The sequence below is a fragment of the Pseudoalteromonas sp. MMG022 genome (assembly GCF_021654245.1).
GTDB classification, from domain to species: domain Bacteria; phylum Pseudomonadota; class Gammaproteobacteria; order Enterobacterales; family Alteromonadaceae; genus Pseudoalteromonas; species Pseudoalteromonas amylolytica.
The window spans coordinates 1-18,214 of record NZ_JAKFZQ010000016.1; the positions used below are offsets into that span (position 1 = coordinate 1).

Annotated in this window: 10 protein-coding genes; all 10 read right to left on the minus strand. The window is 41.0% G+C overall.

Going from position 1 to position 18,214, the window contains the following annotated elements:
- The coding region (locus L1070_RS14470; RefSeq protein ID WP_237126064.1) for a hypothetical protein at positions 1–262 on the minus strand (262 nt) is incomplete at its 3' end.
- Between the two features lie 29 nt (positions 263–291).
- Positions 292–798: a disulfide bond formation protein B gene (locus L1070_RS14475; RefSeq protein ID WP_237126065.1), complete on the minus strand. Its 507-nt coding sequence runs from the start codon at positions 796–798 to the stop codon at positions 292–294.
- A gap of 15 nt (positions 799–813) precedes the next feature.
- Positions 814–1,449: a DsbA family protein gene (locus L1070_RS14480; protein WP_237126066.1), complete on the minus strand. Its 636-nt coding sequence runs from the start codon at positions 1,447–1,449 to the stop codon at positions 814–816.
- A 37-nt stretch (positions 1,450–1,486) separates the two neighbouring features.
- Positions 1,487–1,837, minus strand: coding sequence for a nuclear transport factor 2 family protein (locus tag L1070_RS14485; protein WP_070983520.1), 351 nt, complete (start codon positions 1,835–1,837; stop codon positions 1,487–1,489).
- Positions 1,838–1,845: 8 nt separating this feature from the next.
- On the minus strand, positions 1,846–2,766 hold the full coding sequence (locus tag L1070_RS14490; protein ID WP_070983518.1) for a branched-chain amino acid transaminase: 921 nt from the start codon (positions 2,764–2,766) through the stop codon (positions 1,846–1,848).
- Entirely contained in the window at positions 2,757–4,403 is a 1,647-nt protein-coding gene (locus L1070_RS14495) for a cyclic peptide export ABC transporter (RefSeq protein ID WP_237126067.1), read from the minus strand. The genes L1070_RS14490 and L1070_RS14495 overlap by 10 nt, the downstream gene beginning before the upstream one ends.
- Before the next feature lie 4 nt (positions 4,404–4,407).
- On the minus strand, positions 4,408–6,708 hold the full coding sequence (locus tag L1070_RS14500; protein ID WP_237126068.1) for a M28 family peptidase: 2,301 nt from the start codon (positions 6,706–6,708) through the stop codon (positions 4,408–4,410).
- The gene (locus L1070_RS14505; RefSeq protein WP_237126069.1) at positions 6,708–7,526 is read right to left on the minus strand and encodes a hypothetical protein; all 819 of its coding nucleotides are present in this window, start codon (positions 7,524–7,526) and stop codon (positions 6,708–6,710) included. The genes L1070_RS14500 and L1070_RS14505 overlap by 1 nt, the downstream gene beginning before the upstream one ends.
- 8 nt (positions 7,527–7,534) lie before the next feature.
- Complete coding sequence (locus L1070_RS14510) at positions 7,535–14,689, minus strand: non-ribosomal peptide synthetase (protein ID WP_237126070.1); 7,155 nt, start codon at positions 14,687–14,689, stop codon at positions 7,535–7,537.
- A 58-nt stretch (positions 14,690–14,747) separates the two neighbouring features.
- Positions 14,748–18,212: an amino acid adenylation domain-containing protein gene (locus tag L1070_RS14515; protein ID WP_237126071.1), complete on the minus strand. Its 3,465-nt coding sequence runs from the start codon at positions 18,210–18,212 to the stop codon at positions 14,748–14,750.
- Positions 18,213–18,214 lie beyond the last annotated feature (2 nt).

Below are 18,214 nucleotides of genomic sequence, written 5' to 3' on the forward strand. Positions count from 1 at the left end.
CTTGACTCCACTTTCCTACAAGGAGTTTTTGGATCAATTGAACTATTTTAATTGAAGCCAGCTCTATTTTTTTCTTATTTACATCATTGATAAAAAACGGCCAAGGATTAACTCTGTATTCATAGGTCGCCAATCTCCCTGGAGCTAGCTCAGTCAAGTTAGCACTTGATTGAGCCACTCCTTGAATATACTTACTTTGCAGTAACTCACCGTTGAGAACAGAAAGTTTACTCACATAGTTTCTTACAACACTTTCTACCACACAATTCCCCTGTAAATAACTAGATAGCTCTACTTTCCTTGATGTAGAAATGGATAGAATTTAATTAAACTGAAGATAAAATAAAGGAAAAATATAATGAATGTTTGTTCTGGAATAGTTAAACCTAAAAAGGTCCAGCTTACCTCAGAACATTCTGAAGAACCTGCAAACACTTTTGTTATAATCTGAGCAAAACTAAAGGTATCGATGAGATAGTCTAAGCTCGGCAAACAAGACGGTAGCTCCGATGCTGGTGTATTTTGTAGCCATACATGTCGCCCCGCAATCCCCATACCTGCTGCGCTGAAAAAAACACTAAACAGTCTAAAAGTAGCACTTACCTTAGCCTTATTGCGGCTTAGGTATTCCGATAATATGGTTATAAATAGTAAAACAAAAACACCTCTTTGCACTAAGCATAAAGGGCAAGGCATCATTTTAAACCCGTACTGCATAATCACAGCAATAATGAGAAATACTATGGTTAGAAGAGAGGCAACTAATGTTGCTCTCCCATAAATAAAGTCTGAATTCACTCTCGCACGCCCCTATTACTTCAAGCTTGCAACATGTAACAACAACTCTGTGAAGTACTCATCATATTGAGAGCCCTTTTTATAATCACTTACCTTGTATTTACCATTGATAATAAAAGTAGGTGTACCCTCCACTTGATATTTCGAGGCCAGTTTATTGTATTTTTTAATTAACTGCTTTTCTTCGATGTTTTTAAGTGCCTGTTGATACTGAGATTCAGATACACCTTGCTCTAGTAAATATGCTTTAACGCCTTCCATATTTTCTAGCTTGTTATAATGCTTTTCACCTTTAATCGGCATTTTGGCAATGTGGAAAGTATACTCATGTAACTCCTCCATTAAGTCCAATTCGCTTAACAGTAAAGCTGTTGTTGCAAATGAGTCTAATTGACTATATCCAAATGTTACTGGCACATGTTGTAAGATCATTCCTTTTGGCATCTGCTTCTTAAATGCTTTTACACTATGCATCGCTCTATAACAATAATGGCAATGGTAGCTGAATATTTCTATCACCTTACCATTTAAACTTTCATCAACAGTTTCCAGCTGCTCATAATCAACCCCTTCTTTAAATTCAGCAGCAACCACTGGGCCAAAAAGTAGACCAAAAAGAAAAGTAAAAATAACGCTAACTTTTTTATTCATGTTTTATCTCCATATGTAATTTTTTTTATTGATACGACTAAATATAAGGTTTAAAAAAGTAAGTCTCTCGATGACTAATTTTTCCGTCTTTGAGTTGGTAAACGTCTGAGAATCGAGTTTCTAAACTTTGCCCTTTGGAATTTTCTCCCTCAAATGCACCAATACACACCAACTTTTCTCCCTCACAAACTAGGTCATTAATGGTGTGAAGCCCCCGTCTTACAACTCTGACATTTTTATAAAAGTTTTCTAAGTCTTCCAACCCTTCAATATTTGAGTACCCGGGGCGCTGATAAACAACATCCGGATGAAAAACTTCAACTAGTCGATCAAACTCTCCTGAGTCGATAATCAAAAACATATTTTCTATTATTATTTTATTTTCCATAACTCGTCCTAAAGAATATTTAGTTTATAATTCCATCTTGTATAGTTTGGTAACTTTGCTCTTACCATAAGCTGATAGTCATTAATAAATGACTGTGTTAATTCACCTACACAGCCTTTACCAACAGTTCGATTATCAATTTCGCACACAGGCAAAATTTCAGCTGCTGTGCCCGTGATAAATACCTCATCAGCAATATATAACTCATCTCGCGTTATCCGCTTACTAACAACTTCAATTCCCGCATCTTTCGCAAGCTGCATAACGGTTTGTCGCGTTAATCCATTTAGGCAGTTCGCTAGTTCTGGCGTATAAAGCACTCCATTGCTGACCATGAAGACGTTTGCACCTGTCGCTTCGGAAACATAACCATCAGAGTCTAAGAGAAAAACATCATCAACCCCCGCATTCTTTGCTTCTCGTAATGCGAGCTGAGAGTTCATATAATTGCCGTTCGCTTTTGCTTTTGTCATCGCTATGTTGACATGGTGTCGCGTGAAAGATGACACGTTCATCTTTATTCCCTGCGCACCATTGCTTGCGTAGTTATATGCAGACCAAGCTATCACCATTAAATGAACCGTATGCTCTCGAGTATCGAGGCTTAGACTCTCACTGCCTAAATAAACCATTGGCTTGATGTAGGCTTCTTTAAGGTTGTTTGCGACAATTGTGTCTTCAATTGCTCGTTTTACTTCATCATGAGTATACGGAATCGTTATATTCATGATCAGAGCACTATCAAACAAACGCTTAACATGCTCGTCTAGCCTGAAAATGTAACTATTCTCGCCATCCGAGTATGACCGAATACCTTCAAAGACGCCCAAGCCATAATGCAATGTGTTGGTCGCACAATGAACAACCGCATCCTCATTCGATTTCAACTCTCCATCTAACCAGATTTTTTCTATATTTCTTATAGACACACATCCTCCTTCAACATGTTTTTAGTACTTAAATAGTCCTTGACGCACAGCTCTTTACAACTCCCAGCATCAAATTTGATGACGCGATCCGCAACATCAAAATAATGATCGTCATGGCTAATCACGATTAGGGTTTTCCCCTTGCTTTTCAATTCAGGAATCAGGTTTCTATAAAACGCTTTCCTAAACTGAGGATCTTGATCCGCTGCCCATTCATCTAGAATAATGATGTCACGGTCCTCTAAGATGGTATTCACCATGGCAAACCTTTTCTTTTGCCCTTGAGAAAGCGCATTAACCGCAAACCCCTCCTCATCTTCTTTAACACGGTCTGTTAGGCCAAAAACCTCAAATAATTCATTTACTTTATTCCGTTCAGCTCGTTCGCCATTATGGTCAAGAATTTCGCGGAATAAATACATATCAGAGTGAATTGCACTAAATAACTGGACATAGCGCTCGGTGTTATTCTTGCCTATTACTTCACTATCCAGTTTTATCGAACCCTGCTCACTCGCAATAAGACCCATCAATAGCTTTATGAAAGTGGACTTGCCACTGCCATTTCCGCCGATGATGAAAAGTACTTCATTACGCTTGATTGATAGGTTAATTGGGCCAAACGAGAATCCTTGGTCAGATTTTTCGCCATATTGATAAGTTAAGTTCTCGATATGTAGATGAGTCCATTGTGTAAACGACTTTACTTCCTCAGCTTTATAAGCTTCTTCAGCATTTGTTTCTTCAAATACAGCTTCAATTCTTTTCGCTGCAATAACGCCATTTGAATATACTTCGATATAACCTACTAACTCTCTGAAGACACCACTAAAATACATCACCGCGACTAAAAACTGTAATGCCACTGCGTTGCTGACAATTCCCTCACTTTTGACAACAAAGCCAAATAGCAAGAACATTGAAACTACCGCAATTGAGTTGTGCACGCCCCATACAAACTGATTACTTCTTTGTAAACGCTCCAAGTCGCTAAGCTGGGGCATAATACGTTGTTCAATTAAAAACTCATTACGCTTGGCATTTATCTGAAGCTCTTTTTTACCAAAGATAAGTCCTTTATATTTTTCTATTAGCCCATCCTTTTTACTTCTCAGACTATCTCCAATATTGGTCGCAACTTGAAAATAGCCTCTAGATAAAAAGACATTGAGTACCATCACTGCAACCAAAAACATAAATAAATACGGTGACAAACTCGCTAAATAAAGCAGTGCCAGCAGCATCGTGATCATGTTGTAGAAAAGCATGGGTAGGTTCGCAAATGTTTGAGAAACATTGTCTACGTCATTCAATAGCACATTGTAAAGCCGTGTTTCTCCAAGTTGCTGTATTCTTTGAAATCGATTACTGCCAATTTTATCAACCAAAGACTTGCGTAATGCGTACACTATCCCCGACGAAAATTTTGATAAGATATAGCGTGAACCTATCATTATCGTCAGTAGCAATATCAACATCATGAAAAAAGCAGGGTGCAACTGTGTTTGCCCTTGCTCTTGGCTGATGTTATTAGATACTTCAAATAGTAGATAAAGAGACAAAACAGCAGAGATGGTGCTTGTGACAAACGCCAAAGCACCAATGATTACCACTCGCCTATTTAGTAACCAAGTCATTAAATTACTCCTGTGAGCCGCTTGTACCAAGCGTAATAGACTTAACTGACATAGTCAGATCGCCTTGATTCCTCGGCACTGAGCGCTTTCCTCTCGCTTCAATCAGGTGTTGCTTTGACTTCGGCAGACCCATATAACTTGCCACAACCAAGACTTCACCCTTAGGTTCCTCAGAAAAATGCGCTACTAAATTCAGATTTGCACACGTATAGCCTAAACACGAATACGACAGCATGTCTCTATGCTTCGTGGTTTGCGGATCGTACACATGTTGGTGTTCACGACTCACAATTTCTGTCAACTTAGAATCAGCCGCAAAGTACACTTTTACATTCAGAAGATTATGACCTTGCTGAGCATCAATACCTAAGTGCAACTGGTTATCTATCAGTTGTGATTCAAGCTGAATATGTGGGGTTATTTGTTGCGATTCAGACTGCTCTACACGATAACGTTGTTGTTCCCATGCAAAAGGGGTGTCAACTTTCAAGTTTGGTAAAGCTTGACGTAATTCAGGTGCTAACTTTTTACGTGGCACACCCGCAATCACGCTTGCTGTAGAGTCATCTTCCATATACTGCAAGTTTAGCCCCTGAGGTTTATTTTCAGTAAATGGTTTTTGTATAAACGTCGCAGCTAAGAAGATCACACTGAATACGAGGAACAGCCTTCTTAATTTTTTTACCGGCACCTCTTTGACTGGCACAGCACTCAGTAAGCTCGCAAAAATACATCCCCAAATAAGGCCTTGAAATGCAGATAGGTTATAGCTAAATAAAATATCAGCTATTTGAATAACTGGGTAAAAAACAAACAAGACTACACAGATAGCTAATCGGTAACTCCACACCAAAGGTTCTGCATTATCTCGGTGTACAAACAGCATTATGGTTGTTATTGGCAAGATAACGAGTAACGGAATGATAAATAAATAACTCACTCCTACAGCTAGCACGGCTGTTATCGCTGCAAACATAAGGAAAAATGTTAACAAACCTAAATGTAAGTCCATACTCGTCAGCTTTTTCGCAAACAGACGACCAAAGAGCAGCAGAACAAAGCCACAGATAAACCAAATGCTAAGCGAAATGGCAATAATGGAAGAACGCCAAGGCCCTGTGCCAGTCAATGTTTGGACCACTAACTGCCATACCTGAGCGAAAATAGCACACAGTAATACTAACGCTAAAACGGTTAACCAACCGGCTAACACGCCTTTTATTGTAGCTTGCTTATGCTTACGAGCAGCATAAACTGAAGCCACTAATAACACTGACGATATACCCAGAAGCAGCATCGTAGTGCCATTTGCCCAATAAATGAGTAGCCAGCCGAACAGGTCCGTAAAAACAATGTTTTCTTTTTTGAAAGCTAAATCTTCACGCTCTAGGATTGCATCTAAAAACAGCCAGACATTGTCACCGTGGTGCTGTAAAGTCTGAAGGTTTAAGTTGTCAAAATTATCAAGCGGTGTGTGATAATGTGGTTCCATTTCTGCATTGGCAAAATTAAGCCCTGGCAATTCCAATTTATGGTATTCGTTAAAGTCCGTAAAATTTGGCATGAAACGATATACTTCACCAAACAGGGAGTTAGTCCAAATTGGTGTCATTTGCGCTGCATAGGTTTTAACCAGCTCGCCGCTATTCGTGCCCGTTTCAAACAACACACTGTAACCTGCACTGCCACGCGCTTCTATATTCAAAGCCAGTTTTACTTGCTTAGCTAACGGGTGGTGCTGTGTAAAAGCTCGCGCACCAAATAATCCGTCTTCTTCGCCTTCGTTAAATAGTAGGACCATGCCAATATTACTTTGGGGCCGATCTTTCATAAGACGTGCAACTTCAAGCAAAGTGCCCACAGCAACCCCTGCGTCAGCTGCCCCAGGACCAGCCGCTACCGAGTCGTAGTGCGCTGACAACAGCACATTTTCTTGCGGCTTTTTACCAGGTATATGCACCACAATATTACGCACTGTCATACACTCTACAGCAACGTTGCTGTATTCATTACAGTAAAATTGCTCTTGAATATCTGGCTGATACCCTAGGCTAACTAGTTTATCAACGATTGCATTTCCAATTCGCTCATTTTGGGCACTCCCACCTGGATGAGGTTTACTGTCAGGATTTAATGCCTTTAAGTCCACCAATGCCCTATTAGCAGAGAATGAGGTACTGTCACTAGGCTGAACTTCAGGCAAAGCTAAATCTCTCAGTGTCACTTGAAACGTCACCAAGATAACTATCAAGATGAAGCCAATAGTCAGTTCTACCTGACTATTGGGTTTTTGTAGCGCCGCCATTATTTGTTACCAACACGGCTTTCAACTAACGCCTGAAAGACATCCTCTATACTGCGCTTCATTGGGTGATTCGCAAGAATAGCGGGGTCAATATCTTCAGGTGAAGCGGCTTTATAAAACTTGTCCATGACATGTTGTTGATAATTTAATCCAATTTGCTCGCACAATGCCTCGATTTGTGTCAGATACGTGTCATCTTGGTTGTAAATAACGACTTGTGCCTCTTCCTCTTGTGCCCACTTCAATACTGTACGGTTATATCTCAACCAAAGCTCAAGCGCCGAGTCATAGCTGTTCATCCACCCTCTTGTCACTAATGCATGAGCTGCCGACAATGGTGGTCTAACTGAAAAAATACCCTTGGCTTTAATACCTGCCAGCTCAACGCCTTTTGCCCAAATGGAGTATAGAAACGTGATTCGTGGGTCTTTAATCCCAAATGGGAACTCTTTCAATGAAGTCATAGCAAAAGATGAAATAATAGAAAGAACCCTTTCGTCCATCCACAAGCTGTCAACATGAGGAGGATTTAGCATACTGCCAGAGCCTGGGTTTCTCGCTGTTGAGTAATGCTCCCAGCCCGAAATAGCACCTCGTAACATTTGCTCATTTAACGTCATTAGTCCACCAGATTCATACATGTAGTACTTGTCTTCGGTGATAAATTCTTCCCCTGATGACGGCGCAAAAAGCTGTAGATTTGCGTTAACATTACCTAGGTTCATTTCCAAACCCAGTTCATAAAGCGCACCGGCAAGACAAGATGTGCCAGATTTAGGCATGCCGCCCATTAGATAAAGTGTATTATTATTAGCCATTATTAAATCTAAACATCCTTAGTTGATTTACAAATTCGATTAAGATAATTACTGATTTCAGTGACCGCAGGTTGCGTCATAATTGAATAGTGGTTTGCTGATAGTGTGATTTCTTCTAATCCACCATCCGTGTATTGAGATAGCGTATCATCAAGTTTTATATCGCTTTCTCCTGCGACAAAGCGCGTGACTGCACAGGATAACTTGCCATGTGGCGTGTAATTTTCTTGTGCTATTGCATTTAATACTGCGACCTCAGAAAGCGTGTTTGAGCGACTTATCAAAGACAAATTTAGTGAATCTTTGGCGATTTGCGCGATCTCTTTATAGATCCCTTGCCATTGCTCTGAACTAAATGTCTCCTGCTCTTGAAGTGGAGGTAGCTTATTTGCAATAACTCTATGACTTGCAAAATAACTATCAAGCATGATCAAATGCGTGACCTTTTTCCCCATCGCCTCAAGATTTGAAGCCATTTCAAAAGCAATTGTTCCGCCCAAAGACCAGCCAATCAAGATCAACTCCCCATCATAGTTTTGTAAACCTTGGCAGTACGTATTCGCTAGTGTCTCAATCGTCTTGTAGGTAACTGTATCTGAATCCGCCAACTCTGGACGCTCAAAGGCTAATATATTGGCCTGTGCATCAATGCCCTCTAATAGTCGCATATAACCCCCCGCAGTGCCTTCAACGGGGTGAATGGCCACCAAAGTGGGAGCGCTTTGTGTTACTGTTCGCACTTTTTTGACAAAAGCTTGCCCTTTACTTTGCTTAGCCTTATCTATGGTTCTCGCCAATCTTTCAATGGTTGTTGCGTTATAAAGTTCAATGATAGATAGGCTTATACCAAAGCTTTCTCTTATCTGTTCAATTAACACAACCGCTTTTAATGAATCACCACCCAACATGAAAAATTCACTGTCAGCGTTAAAAGATGCTATATCTTGTGCAAATAAAAACGCCCAAATGTTTGCTATCTCTTGCTCTGTCTGTGTCGTTAATGCCCGTTCAGCATTATTCTGTTGAAGCAGCGTTAATAGTTGAGACTCATCCACTTTACCGTTTGGTGTCAGTGGCAAAGCGTCAATTCGCTGATACACGGATGGCAGCATATAGCTAGGTAGAGTGGTGATTAAATCATCATGGATTATCTGAGCTAGGCTGTTTTCATCTTTGGAATTGTCATTTGCAATGTAAAACGCGATGACCTGAACTGAGTTAATTACAACATGACTTTTTAGCACATGTGGATGCGCATTAACTTTTTCATTCACTTCAATAGGTGAAACTCTATAACCCCTTATCTTAACCTGTTTGTCTTTTCGTCCAAGATACTGCAGCTGTCCCTCATCGTTGAGCTTTACTAAGTCACCAGAGCGATAAAGCCTGCCTCCAAATACATTAAAGCGATTTTCTACAAACGTATCAGTGTCGCTATCAGAGTCCAAGTTCAAATAGTTGCCACACACCCCTTGACCACCAATTAACAGCTCCCCTACACCGCCATGAGGTACTACATCGCCTTTCTCATCCACAACAACACAAATGCTGTTGGCCAATGGACGCCCTATCGGCAACTCATTTTTATGTTCTGGAGTAACACGATAACTTGTTGTTACACATGTCGTTTCGGTGGGCCCATAGGTGTTAATTAGATCAGTTCTGTTGGCTGTAACTTTATGCCAACTTGCTGCAACCTTTTCATTCATCGCTTCGCCACCAACAATACACGTTGTTACGCTGGCAGGCATAGTGAGTCTTGCATCTTGCTCGAGCTCCAATACCATGGATGCCCAAAACCCTGTTGGTAAAGTCAGCACTGAAACTTGATGCTTTTCGAACACTTGAAGCAACTGCGCACATGACAATGATTTACTGTTGTCGATAACCAAAGTACCGCCAGCAAAGATAGACAGGCATAGTTCCTCTAGGAATATATCAAAGCTCAAGTTCGAGTATTGCATAACCCTATCTGAGTTACTTATCGCATAATCTTGTTGTGCAGACACTGCATAAGATAAAAGGTTAGCATGATCTAAACACACACCTTTTGGTTTGCCCGTGGTCCCCGAAGTGAAGATCAAACACGCCACAGAATTTGGCTCTATTTGAGTTGTACATTGAAGCTCATGCAAATTGGAGTCCGTAGGCTTTGAGATATCACCAATTGAGAACGTCTCTACCAATGCCTGTGAATTGCTTGAAAATTGTTCCAATGAGTCATGCAAAAGTAGTTTCACATTGGCATCAAGAATTATTTGCGATAAGCGATCAATTGGATGGCGAGGATCTAGGTTTACAAACTTTGCGCCTACTTTAAGTACACTAAGCACTGCAACCAAACTGTCCATTGAGCCCTTTGAATAGATAGCTATCGTATCTCCAGCTTTAACCCCTTTGGCCAACAAAGTGTTAGCAAATAGATTGCTGAGCGATTCATACTCTTGGTACGATAATGATCTATCCCCTTCAATAACGGCAAGGTTGTCTGGAGCATTTTGTAAATGCGCGTTGAATAACGTTAAAACTGACTTTTTCTCTGAAACAATATCCGCAACGCTTTGATAGTCTTCATTGATTAGAATCGAGCTGTTGCCCATGCCTTTATGGCGAGGTAGGCGGCACACCTCTTCTGGCTGAATTGCAGGGGTTGCTTCAACCATTTCTTTGAGTACTAAATTAATAAGAGACTCAAGCTCAAGGGCTTTCTCATCATCAACATGCGTGCTGAGATAACCAATACAACCCTTAATATCGCCATTTGCCATAAAAAAGTCGACACTGAGTGGGATTCCTGTGTCACCCGCAATTGAGCGTGTAATTCGACTGTTTTCGCTTTCTACCTGCTTCAATACATGAAAATCAGTGTAGTTAAACAAAATATTGCTAGCGTGAGAAAGCCCTGTTTGTTTTTGTATTTCAGCTAAAGGGTAAAACCTATGTGAATAAATTTGCCGCTCTAACTGCCATACCGACGTAATTAAATCATCCCAGCCTTGCTCTTTAATCGTCAACCTAAATGGGAGAACCGTCAAAAACAAACCAAGCACTTTATCACCATCTACGCCGTCGTTACGTCCATTAGAAACGTAGCAAGATAAAGCATCATGAGTTTTAAACAAGCCAGATAAAGCAACCATATGCGCAGTTAGCAATAAAGACTTTAAAGGCACATTCAAGCGCTTTGCTGTTGTAACGAGCTGGTTACTCAATGACGATGATAAATCTAGATAAATATCTTTCGCTTCACCCTTCGCTACCTGTGAGTTTAACTCGTTGCTGAAGTCACAATCATTAAGATAGCTGGCCCAGAAATTGCGGTGATCTGTATTATTTAACGCAGCCTGCTCTTTCTCAATGAAGCTACTGTACTGGATAGACAATTTCTCTTCATTAAGCACTCCCATGTCCATGTACTGCTGATATTGCTGCAAAATTTCAGTGACTAGTGCAGCTTCACTCCAGCCATCTAAAAGAGCATGGTGAAAACTCAGGTGTACCATGGTCTTGTCTTGCGGCAATTGGTGAATGACTACACGCCAAGGTGGTGTAACGGCCCAGTCAAAGCCTTCTCTTTTCTCCGAATCTGACCAATTATCTAGCGACCAAGCAACTTCTTGCTCACTAAGGTCCTGTAGATCTATAACAGATAATGGAGTATCAAAGTGCATTAATACTCGCTGACGAGGATTTGCAAGATCTGAGAAATCAAATACCGTACGTAGTATTTCGTGTTTTGTGATAATGGCGTTAAGCGTAACCTTGAGCGCTTCAACGTTAACGTAAAAATCGAGTTCGTAGCTACTTATATCATGGTAACAAGCCGTACTTTGATCCATGTTACTGTGGAACAACATACCTAACTGCAAACTCGATAAAGGATAACTTTGTTTACTGCTCGTTGTGCTGCCACTTTTCTCAAAATCAGCCACCTCTATCTCAGCAGCTATCTCCACTAAACTATCAGCTTCAAATATCTTTTCTATATCAATATCATAGCCAACCTTCTGTAACTCAGATTTGAGTTGAATCGCAGATAATGAGTCGCCCCCCAAATTAAAGAAGTTATCAGCTAAATTAACCTGTGGCAGATAAAGTATCTGTGACGCAATTTTTATCAGTAGCGCCTCAGATTCATTGCTCGCTTCTACAAAGCTAGACTTAGTATCATCTTCTTCCTTAGCTTTAACCATTTTGAGCTTTCTGACATCGAGCTTACCATTGCGAGTGAATTCAAATGATTCAACCTTTTCAAATACACTTGGCTGCATATTTGTCGGAAGTTTGGACTTTAGATGCTTTCGAAGTGCAGATTCTGTGACTTGAACGCTATCTGCCGCGACCCAAAATAGCGTCAGTAGCTTTTTGTCAGGCATCGTTTGTATGATTGCTTTACATTGTGCGACGCCTTCTAGCTCTAGGGCTGCGCTTTCTATAGCGGTTAATTCAATACGATGACCATTAAGTTTTACTTGCTCATCAGTACGGCCCACAAACTCTAGTTCACCAAACTGATTCCATGCTACCAAATCGCCTGTAAAATAAACGCGATCTTCTGATAACTGTCCATGAGACCAAGGTTTAAACTTATGCTTTATTACATCATCCACACCGATATAACCAACACCTACGCCATCACCAGCGATGACAAGCTCACCTATCCCACCTGGTGGTAATAGCTCTTCATTACGACCCAAAATGTACAAACGAGTGTTATCGACAGGTTTACCAATGGGGATGCTGATCCTCGATAAATCTCGTTGCTGAATAAGCTGCATGGACGAAAATACCGTACATTCTGTCGGACCATAGCCGTTGTAAATAGCTAACTCTGAAAGCTGTTCCATCGCCTTTTTGATGTGTTTGGGAGAGACGACCTCCCCTCCAATCATCAACTGTTTAAGACCTCTTAGAGCATCAATTCGATAATCTACAAAGGTATTAAACATGACAGAAGTTAACCATGCTAAAGTAATGCGCTGGTTAACTAAACAATCTTCAATTTGCTCAAGGTCAATTCGATTGTCATTCACGACTACAAGTGCGGCGCCATTTAGAAACGCAGCCCACGTTTCTAACGTACAGCCATCAAACGTAATGGGGGCTGCATGCATCACTCTATCTTCAGCATTAATAGGAAGGTAATTAGGATCACTCAAGGTTCTTAAGATATTTCCATGGGTGATCTGTACTCCTTTTGGCTTACCCGTAGAACCCGATGTAAACATGACATAGGCAAGATCAGAGTTATTGGCTATATAGCCACCCTCAACACAGTTATCGCTACACTGCGCAATGTCTTCTTCTTCCTCATCCACAGCTATGACTTCTACAAAGTTAAGTAAGAAAGAAGGCAGATTATCTAGTACATCCTCTTCACTAATAAGCGCTTGCAAAGCGGCCACTTTAATCGTTTGATCAAAGTATTCGCTGCTGCCCGCTGGGTCTAATGGAACGTAGACTGCGCCGATTTGAAGGATAGCTAATGTCGATATCGCGACTTCCATTTTAGACGTAAGTGAGATCCCTACTTTGGTTTTTGGCTCAACACCAACTTCCAGCAAGTAATGAGATAGGCGATTTGCGCGTGTGAGAACCTGTTGATAAGTAAGCTTGTTCTCTTTATAAACTAGACATTCCCTATCTGGGTGGAGTTGTGCTTGGCGATAAAAGCAATCGAAAAGGTTGTCACCGTGTTTATTTATATCTCTGGTGGTACCTTGATAAACACTGTTTAAAAACTGTTGTTGGCGATCGACCAATTCATAGTCATGCACCCTAGCTTGAGGATGAGCACATAAATTAAGCAGCGCATCGTTAAAAGCCGCGGCCAATTGTTCGATGATAAATGGGTCAAATTTGGTTTCATCAAAGAAAAATGAGCTGTCTAATCCCCGCTCAGAGACTTCAGCTGATAAAGTCAGGTCATACAAGTTTGCAGTTTCATTAAGCATAAGCCTTTGCGAAGTCATGCCAGCAAAGCCACTTTCACCGTCGCCGATTTCTTTTAGCTGCTCCGTCATAAAAAAGTTTGCCTGAAACAGCTCTGAACTTTCTCTTGCACCACTGTTTGAAACAGCTTTCTTCACATGATGGTACGAGACATCCTGATACTTCATTGCATCCAACATGTTGCTTTTCACAGACTCAAGCAGTTGAATGTTATTTGTCGTGTCATCCCATTGGTTTCTAATCACCAATAAGTTCGTAAAGAAACCAACCAGATCATGAAGCTGCTTGTTATCTCTATTCGCCACAGATACGCCAACAGCAATGTCATTTTGACCGCTAAATCGACCCAATACTAGCTGATAGCATGTTAGCAAATACATATTCAAAGTCAGGCGACTATGGTTGCAAAAATCTTTTATCTGCTTGAGTTGCTCTGGGTTCAAATTTACCTTACACAATTTACCCTGCTTTGGTTGCTTTGAATCTTTTTGTGTTTGAAATAGATTCAGTTTAGGTAAATCATGCAGCACATCTCGCCAATAAGCGATTGCTTCATCATAATAGGCTTGGCGCTGCTGACTTCGCTCCCAAATCGAATAATCCAAATAGGACACCTTTGGCTGCTTTGCTGGCAGCTCATGACCATCCGCTAAACAGCGATAGATTTTTTGAAATTCATCAGCAAGCAAAAACGCAGCCCAACCATCACATAGAATATGGTGAACAACAATTGTCATAATATAATCATTGTCACCTAGGCGGGCCAAACTAAAGCGCACTAAGCAATCATCCGTCATATTAAAAGCAGGTAAAATCTGTTCCTGCTCAATTTTCGCTATGGCTTTATCAAGATCACTTGAAAATTCAGGGTTTGACAGATCATAAAATGACACAGGCAAGACGACCTCATCATTGATAATCTGAATATTTTCCCCATCCACCTGGGCAAAGTTGGTGCGAAGTTCCTGATTTCTCGCAACCAGCTTTTCTGCGGCTTGTTTAAACAGATCAAAGTCTACCTCCCCCGTTATGCGATAGGACAGGTTAAGGTTGTAGGCATTGGCCGTAGGTTCCAAAAGGTAATGTAGCCAAAGCCTCTCTTGAGCATGAGATTGGGGACCTTGGGTTTTGTTTAATATCTTAATCTCGTTGCTATTTTCCTGCTTGAACTTTACAGACTTAAAAGCACTCTTAAGTAAATCGCTATCCATTTCTAACCTTGATTCTTATTTGTTTTAGTTATTATTTAAAGTGAGGAATAACAATGCGTTAATGCTCAACTAATTTACTCAAAACCTGTTGAGCGATATCGTTAGGAAGCGACATAAAAAACGCTTCAAACGCTTCTTCTGTTTGCTGCTGCATCGCTATTTTTTCCGCCAGTACTAGCGTCAACTCTTCTATCGTAGCGTTCTCAAAAAGGTCTTTGAGTTCAAGCTTGACATTGAACGAGCTATTCAGCTCAGACAATATCCGAACCGCTAAAATAGAGTGTCCACCAAGCGCAAAAAAGTTGTCATCGACCCCAATACGCTCCGCTGGAATATGTGTTTCCCATTGCTTGAAAACCGCCTCTTCTAAATCGAAGCTGGGCCCCTTTCTTTCTTTGTTGCCAACCTCAGTACAAAACAACTCGGTTAGTTTTTCAGTATCTATTTTATCGTTCACCGTAAAGGGTAAGTGCTCTAACCAAACGAAAGATTGAACCTGCATATAACTGGGAAGTGCAGCACGTAACCTTGTTATGATTTCTTTCTCATGCCGTGCTTTCTCATCATCAGCACATGCACTCGAGTGTGGCACCAAAAACGCAGCTATCACAGGGTGTACAGACGCCGAATTAATGACTAACACTTCACACGCTGAAATGGCATCACTGACGTTGATATGGAATTTTATTTCTTCTAGCTCGATTCGATTACCACGCACTTTTACTTGCTTATCAACGCGACCTAAAAACTCTAGCTTTTCATTGTGATTAAACCTAACAATATCACCAGTGCGATATAAGCGGCGCTTTACCCCATCCGATAAAGTCACCATAGAAAAGCGCTCTGCTGTTAACTCTGGTTGATTAAGGTATTCAATCGCAAGTTGCTCACCGCCAATGTAAAGCTCTCCCACGGCACCAAACGGCACCATTTCCTTGTTTTCATTGAGCACGAAATGGTGTGCTCCCAAAGTTGGTTTACCTATATTTACAGGCTCATTAGGAGACAATATCGAGTAACTAGAAATGACCGTGGTTTCGGTAGGCCCATAGCAGTTAACAAACTGATACTTCTCGCTCCATTCATTACATAACGCTTGTGGTACAGCTTCGCCACCAATAAACAAGTACTTTAAAGTGTATGCTTCTTTGCTTGAGATAAATTTGAATACGTTGGGCGTACAGGTAGCGTGAGTGATTTGTTCATCAATCATCTTGTTTTGCAATGTTTCACTACACAAGCGCTCTTCCTTCGTACAAAGATGTAAAGATGCACCTGAGCATAGTGCCATACACCATTCCCACACACTGGCATCAAAGCAATAAGGAAAATACTGCAGTACTTTACTGTCTGAAGACACGTCAAATGCTTGTTGTTGCCAATGTGCGAACCAAGAAACGCTGCGATGGCTAATTACCGTGCCCTTTGGCTGACCGGTAGAGCCTGAAGTATAAATAATATAGGCCGGATCATTCGCTGAAAGTTGAAAAGCGACATGCACGGAATCAATTTCGCAATCAGCAATATCTTGTCGGACTTGATTCGAATCGATTTGGATTATTTGACACTGGCTCTGAAGCTCAGCAATGTGCTTTGCTTCACCTTCACAAGTAATCAAGACTTGAGGGGCACAATCCTCAAGCATGTAGGAAAGCCTTTGAACCGGATGCTCAGGGTCAAATGGCACATAAACAGCACCAGCTTTTAAAATACCTAACAAAGTAACGAAAAACTCAGCCTGTCTCGTTAATAATATGCCAACGCGCGCATGCTTCTGCACCCCATTTTTTATCAGGTAATTTGCTAGTTGGTTGCTTCGCTCATTCAGAAGCTGGTAGGAAATTGTGCCTTGAACATCTACAATCGCGGCTCTTTTAGGATTGCACTTAGCTTGCGCATTGAACAGCTCATGAATGAGCTCAGTCCGCGGTCTTTCACTGTCGCTTTTGTGACGTGAATTAGACAGCGCCATAAGGTGATCAATCTCATCAGAAGTTGCAGCTAACAATTCAGAAACCGCAACATCATTAAGATTTTCTATCCTTGTAAACTGCCTTAAACTATCCATAGTTTGTTGCGCCATGACTTCCATTCTATGCGTACCAAACAAGTCTGTATTATACGCCCAAATAAGCTCTAACTCATTATCATAGTTACGAAAGTTTATATCAATGTCAAACTTTATTTGTTCACTCTTCGAACTATATCCGCGAGTTCCCTCTAGGACTTCAACAAACTCTTCATCCTCATTTTTCAAATTAAGCATAATTTGAAAAAGTGGATTATATAAGTTACTTCGACTCGCACCTGCAGCTTCTAGAACCAACTCAAAAGGCAGTTCTTGGTTGCTTTGTGATAGTTGATTTACTGACTGCACATGCGATAAATACTGTTCTACCGTGTCGTGACTCGTCGACGTGCGTAGCACAAGGTTATTAACAAAAAACCCCATTAGTCCAGTCGTTTCAGCATTCGTTCTGTTAGCAACGGGGGAACCGATAACAACCGTGTCATGTTGACTGTGCTTGGATATCACCAGTCCCAATGCCGCATGTAACAACATAAATAACGTAACACCACGCTTTTTAGCAAACGCTTTTAACGCCTCGGTGTCTTCACTGCCTAAAAGTAAACGGACTTCACCTGCTCGGTTAGCCGATTGCGCCTTTCTTAGACCATCTAAAGGTAAACAGTGTACATGGGGGGCATCTTTTAGCTGCTCCCGCCAAAATGCCTTCTGTCGCTCAAACCCGCCTCTGTTTTCTAATTCTTGTTGCCACTGGGCAAAGTCAGCATATTGGATCTGTAATTCAGGCAGGTTCGGTTCGCTGCCTTGTAGGAACTTTGTGTAACAGTGCATAAACTCGGTAAGGAAAATGTCGGTCGATACCGCATCTGTAACAATATGATGAAAGCAAAAATTAACAACGGTTAGCTTTTTCTCTTGGTCGTTAGCGCATTCCAATACACAGACACGCATCAACGGACCCTCTTCCAAATCAAAAGACTCTTGGTTCTCTAATTGCAGCTTCGATTGAATTTGCTCGTGTAGCTTTGCGTGCGATATATAGTTTATTACTTCAAAGTGGGTAGGTATTTGAACGCTTTGTTGTATGCATTGTTCAACGCCTACACTTGATGCCACAAATGTAGTTCTTAAGACTTCGTGTCGTTGAACAATGTGTGCCAATGCTTGTTTAAAAGCATTTTTATCTACGCCGTTGTCAATTTGAGTAGTCAAAACAACATGATTGCGAGCACTGCTCTCATCAATTTGCTGCGCAAGCCATAAACGCTGTTGCGCAAAAGATGCTAACAGAGGTTTCGTTCTGTCTGCTTTACCGATCTGGACATGATTCTGGCTATGTTGCCTTAACCAATCCACCAATACACTTTTACTTTCCTTCAGGCGACTCAAAAACTCAGAGTCTGCATTTTTGAGTTCACCTTGTAACTTCAAGTCGCCATTGGCATCTAAAGATACTTTTAAGTCTCTTCGTTGAATATCTCTGACTAATTCCATGA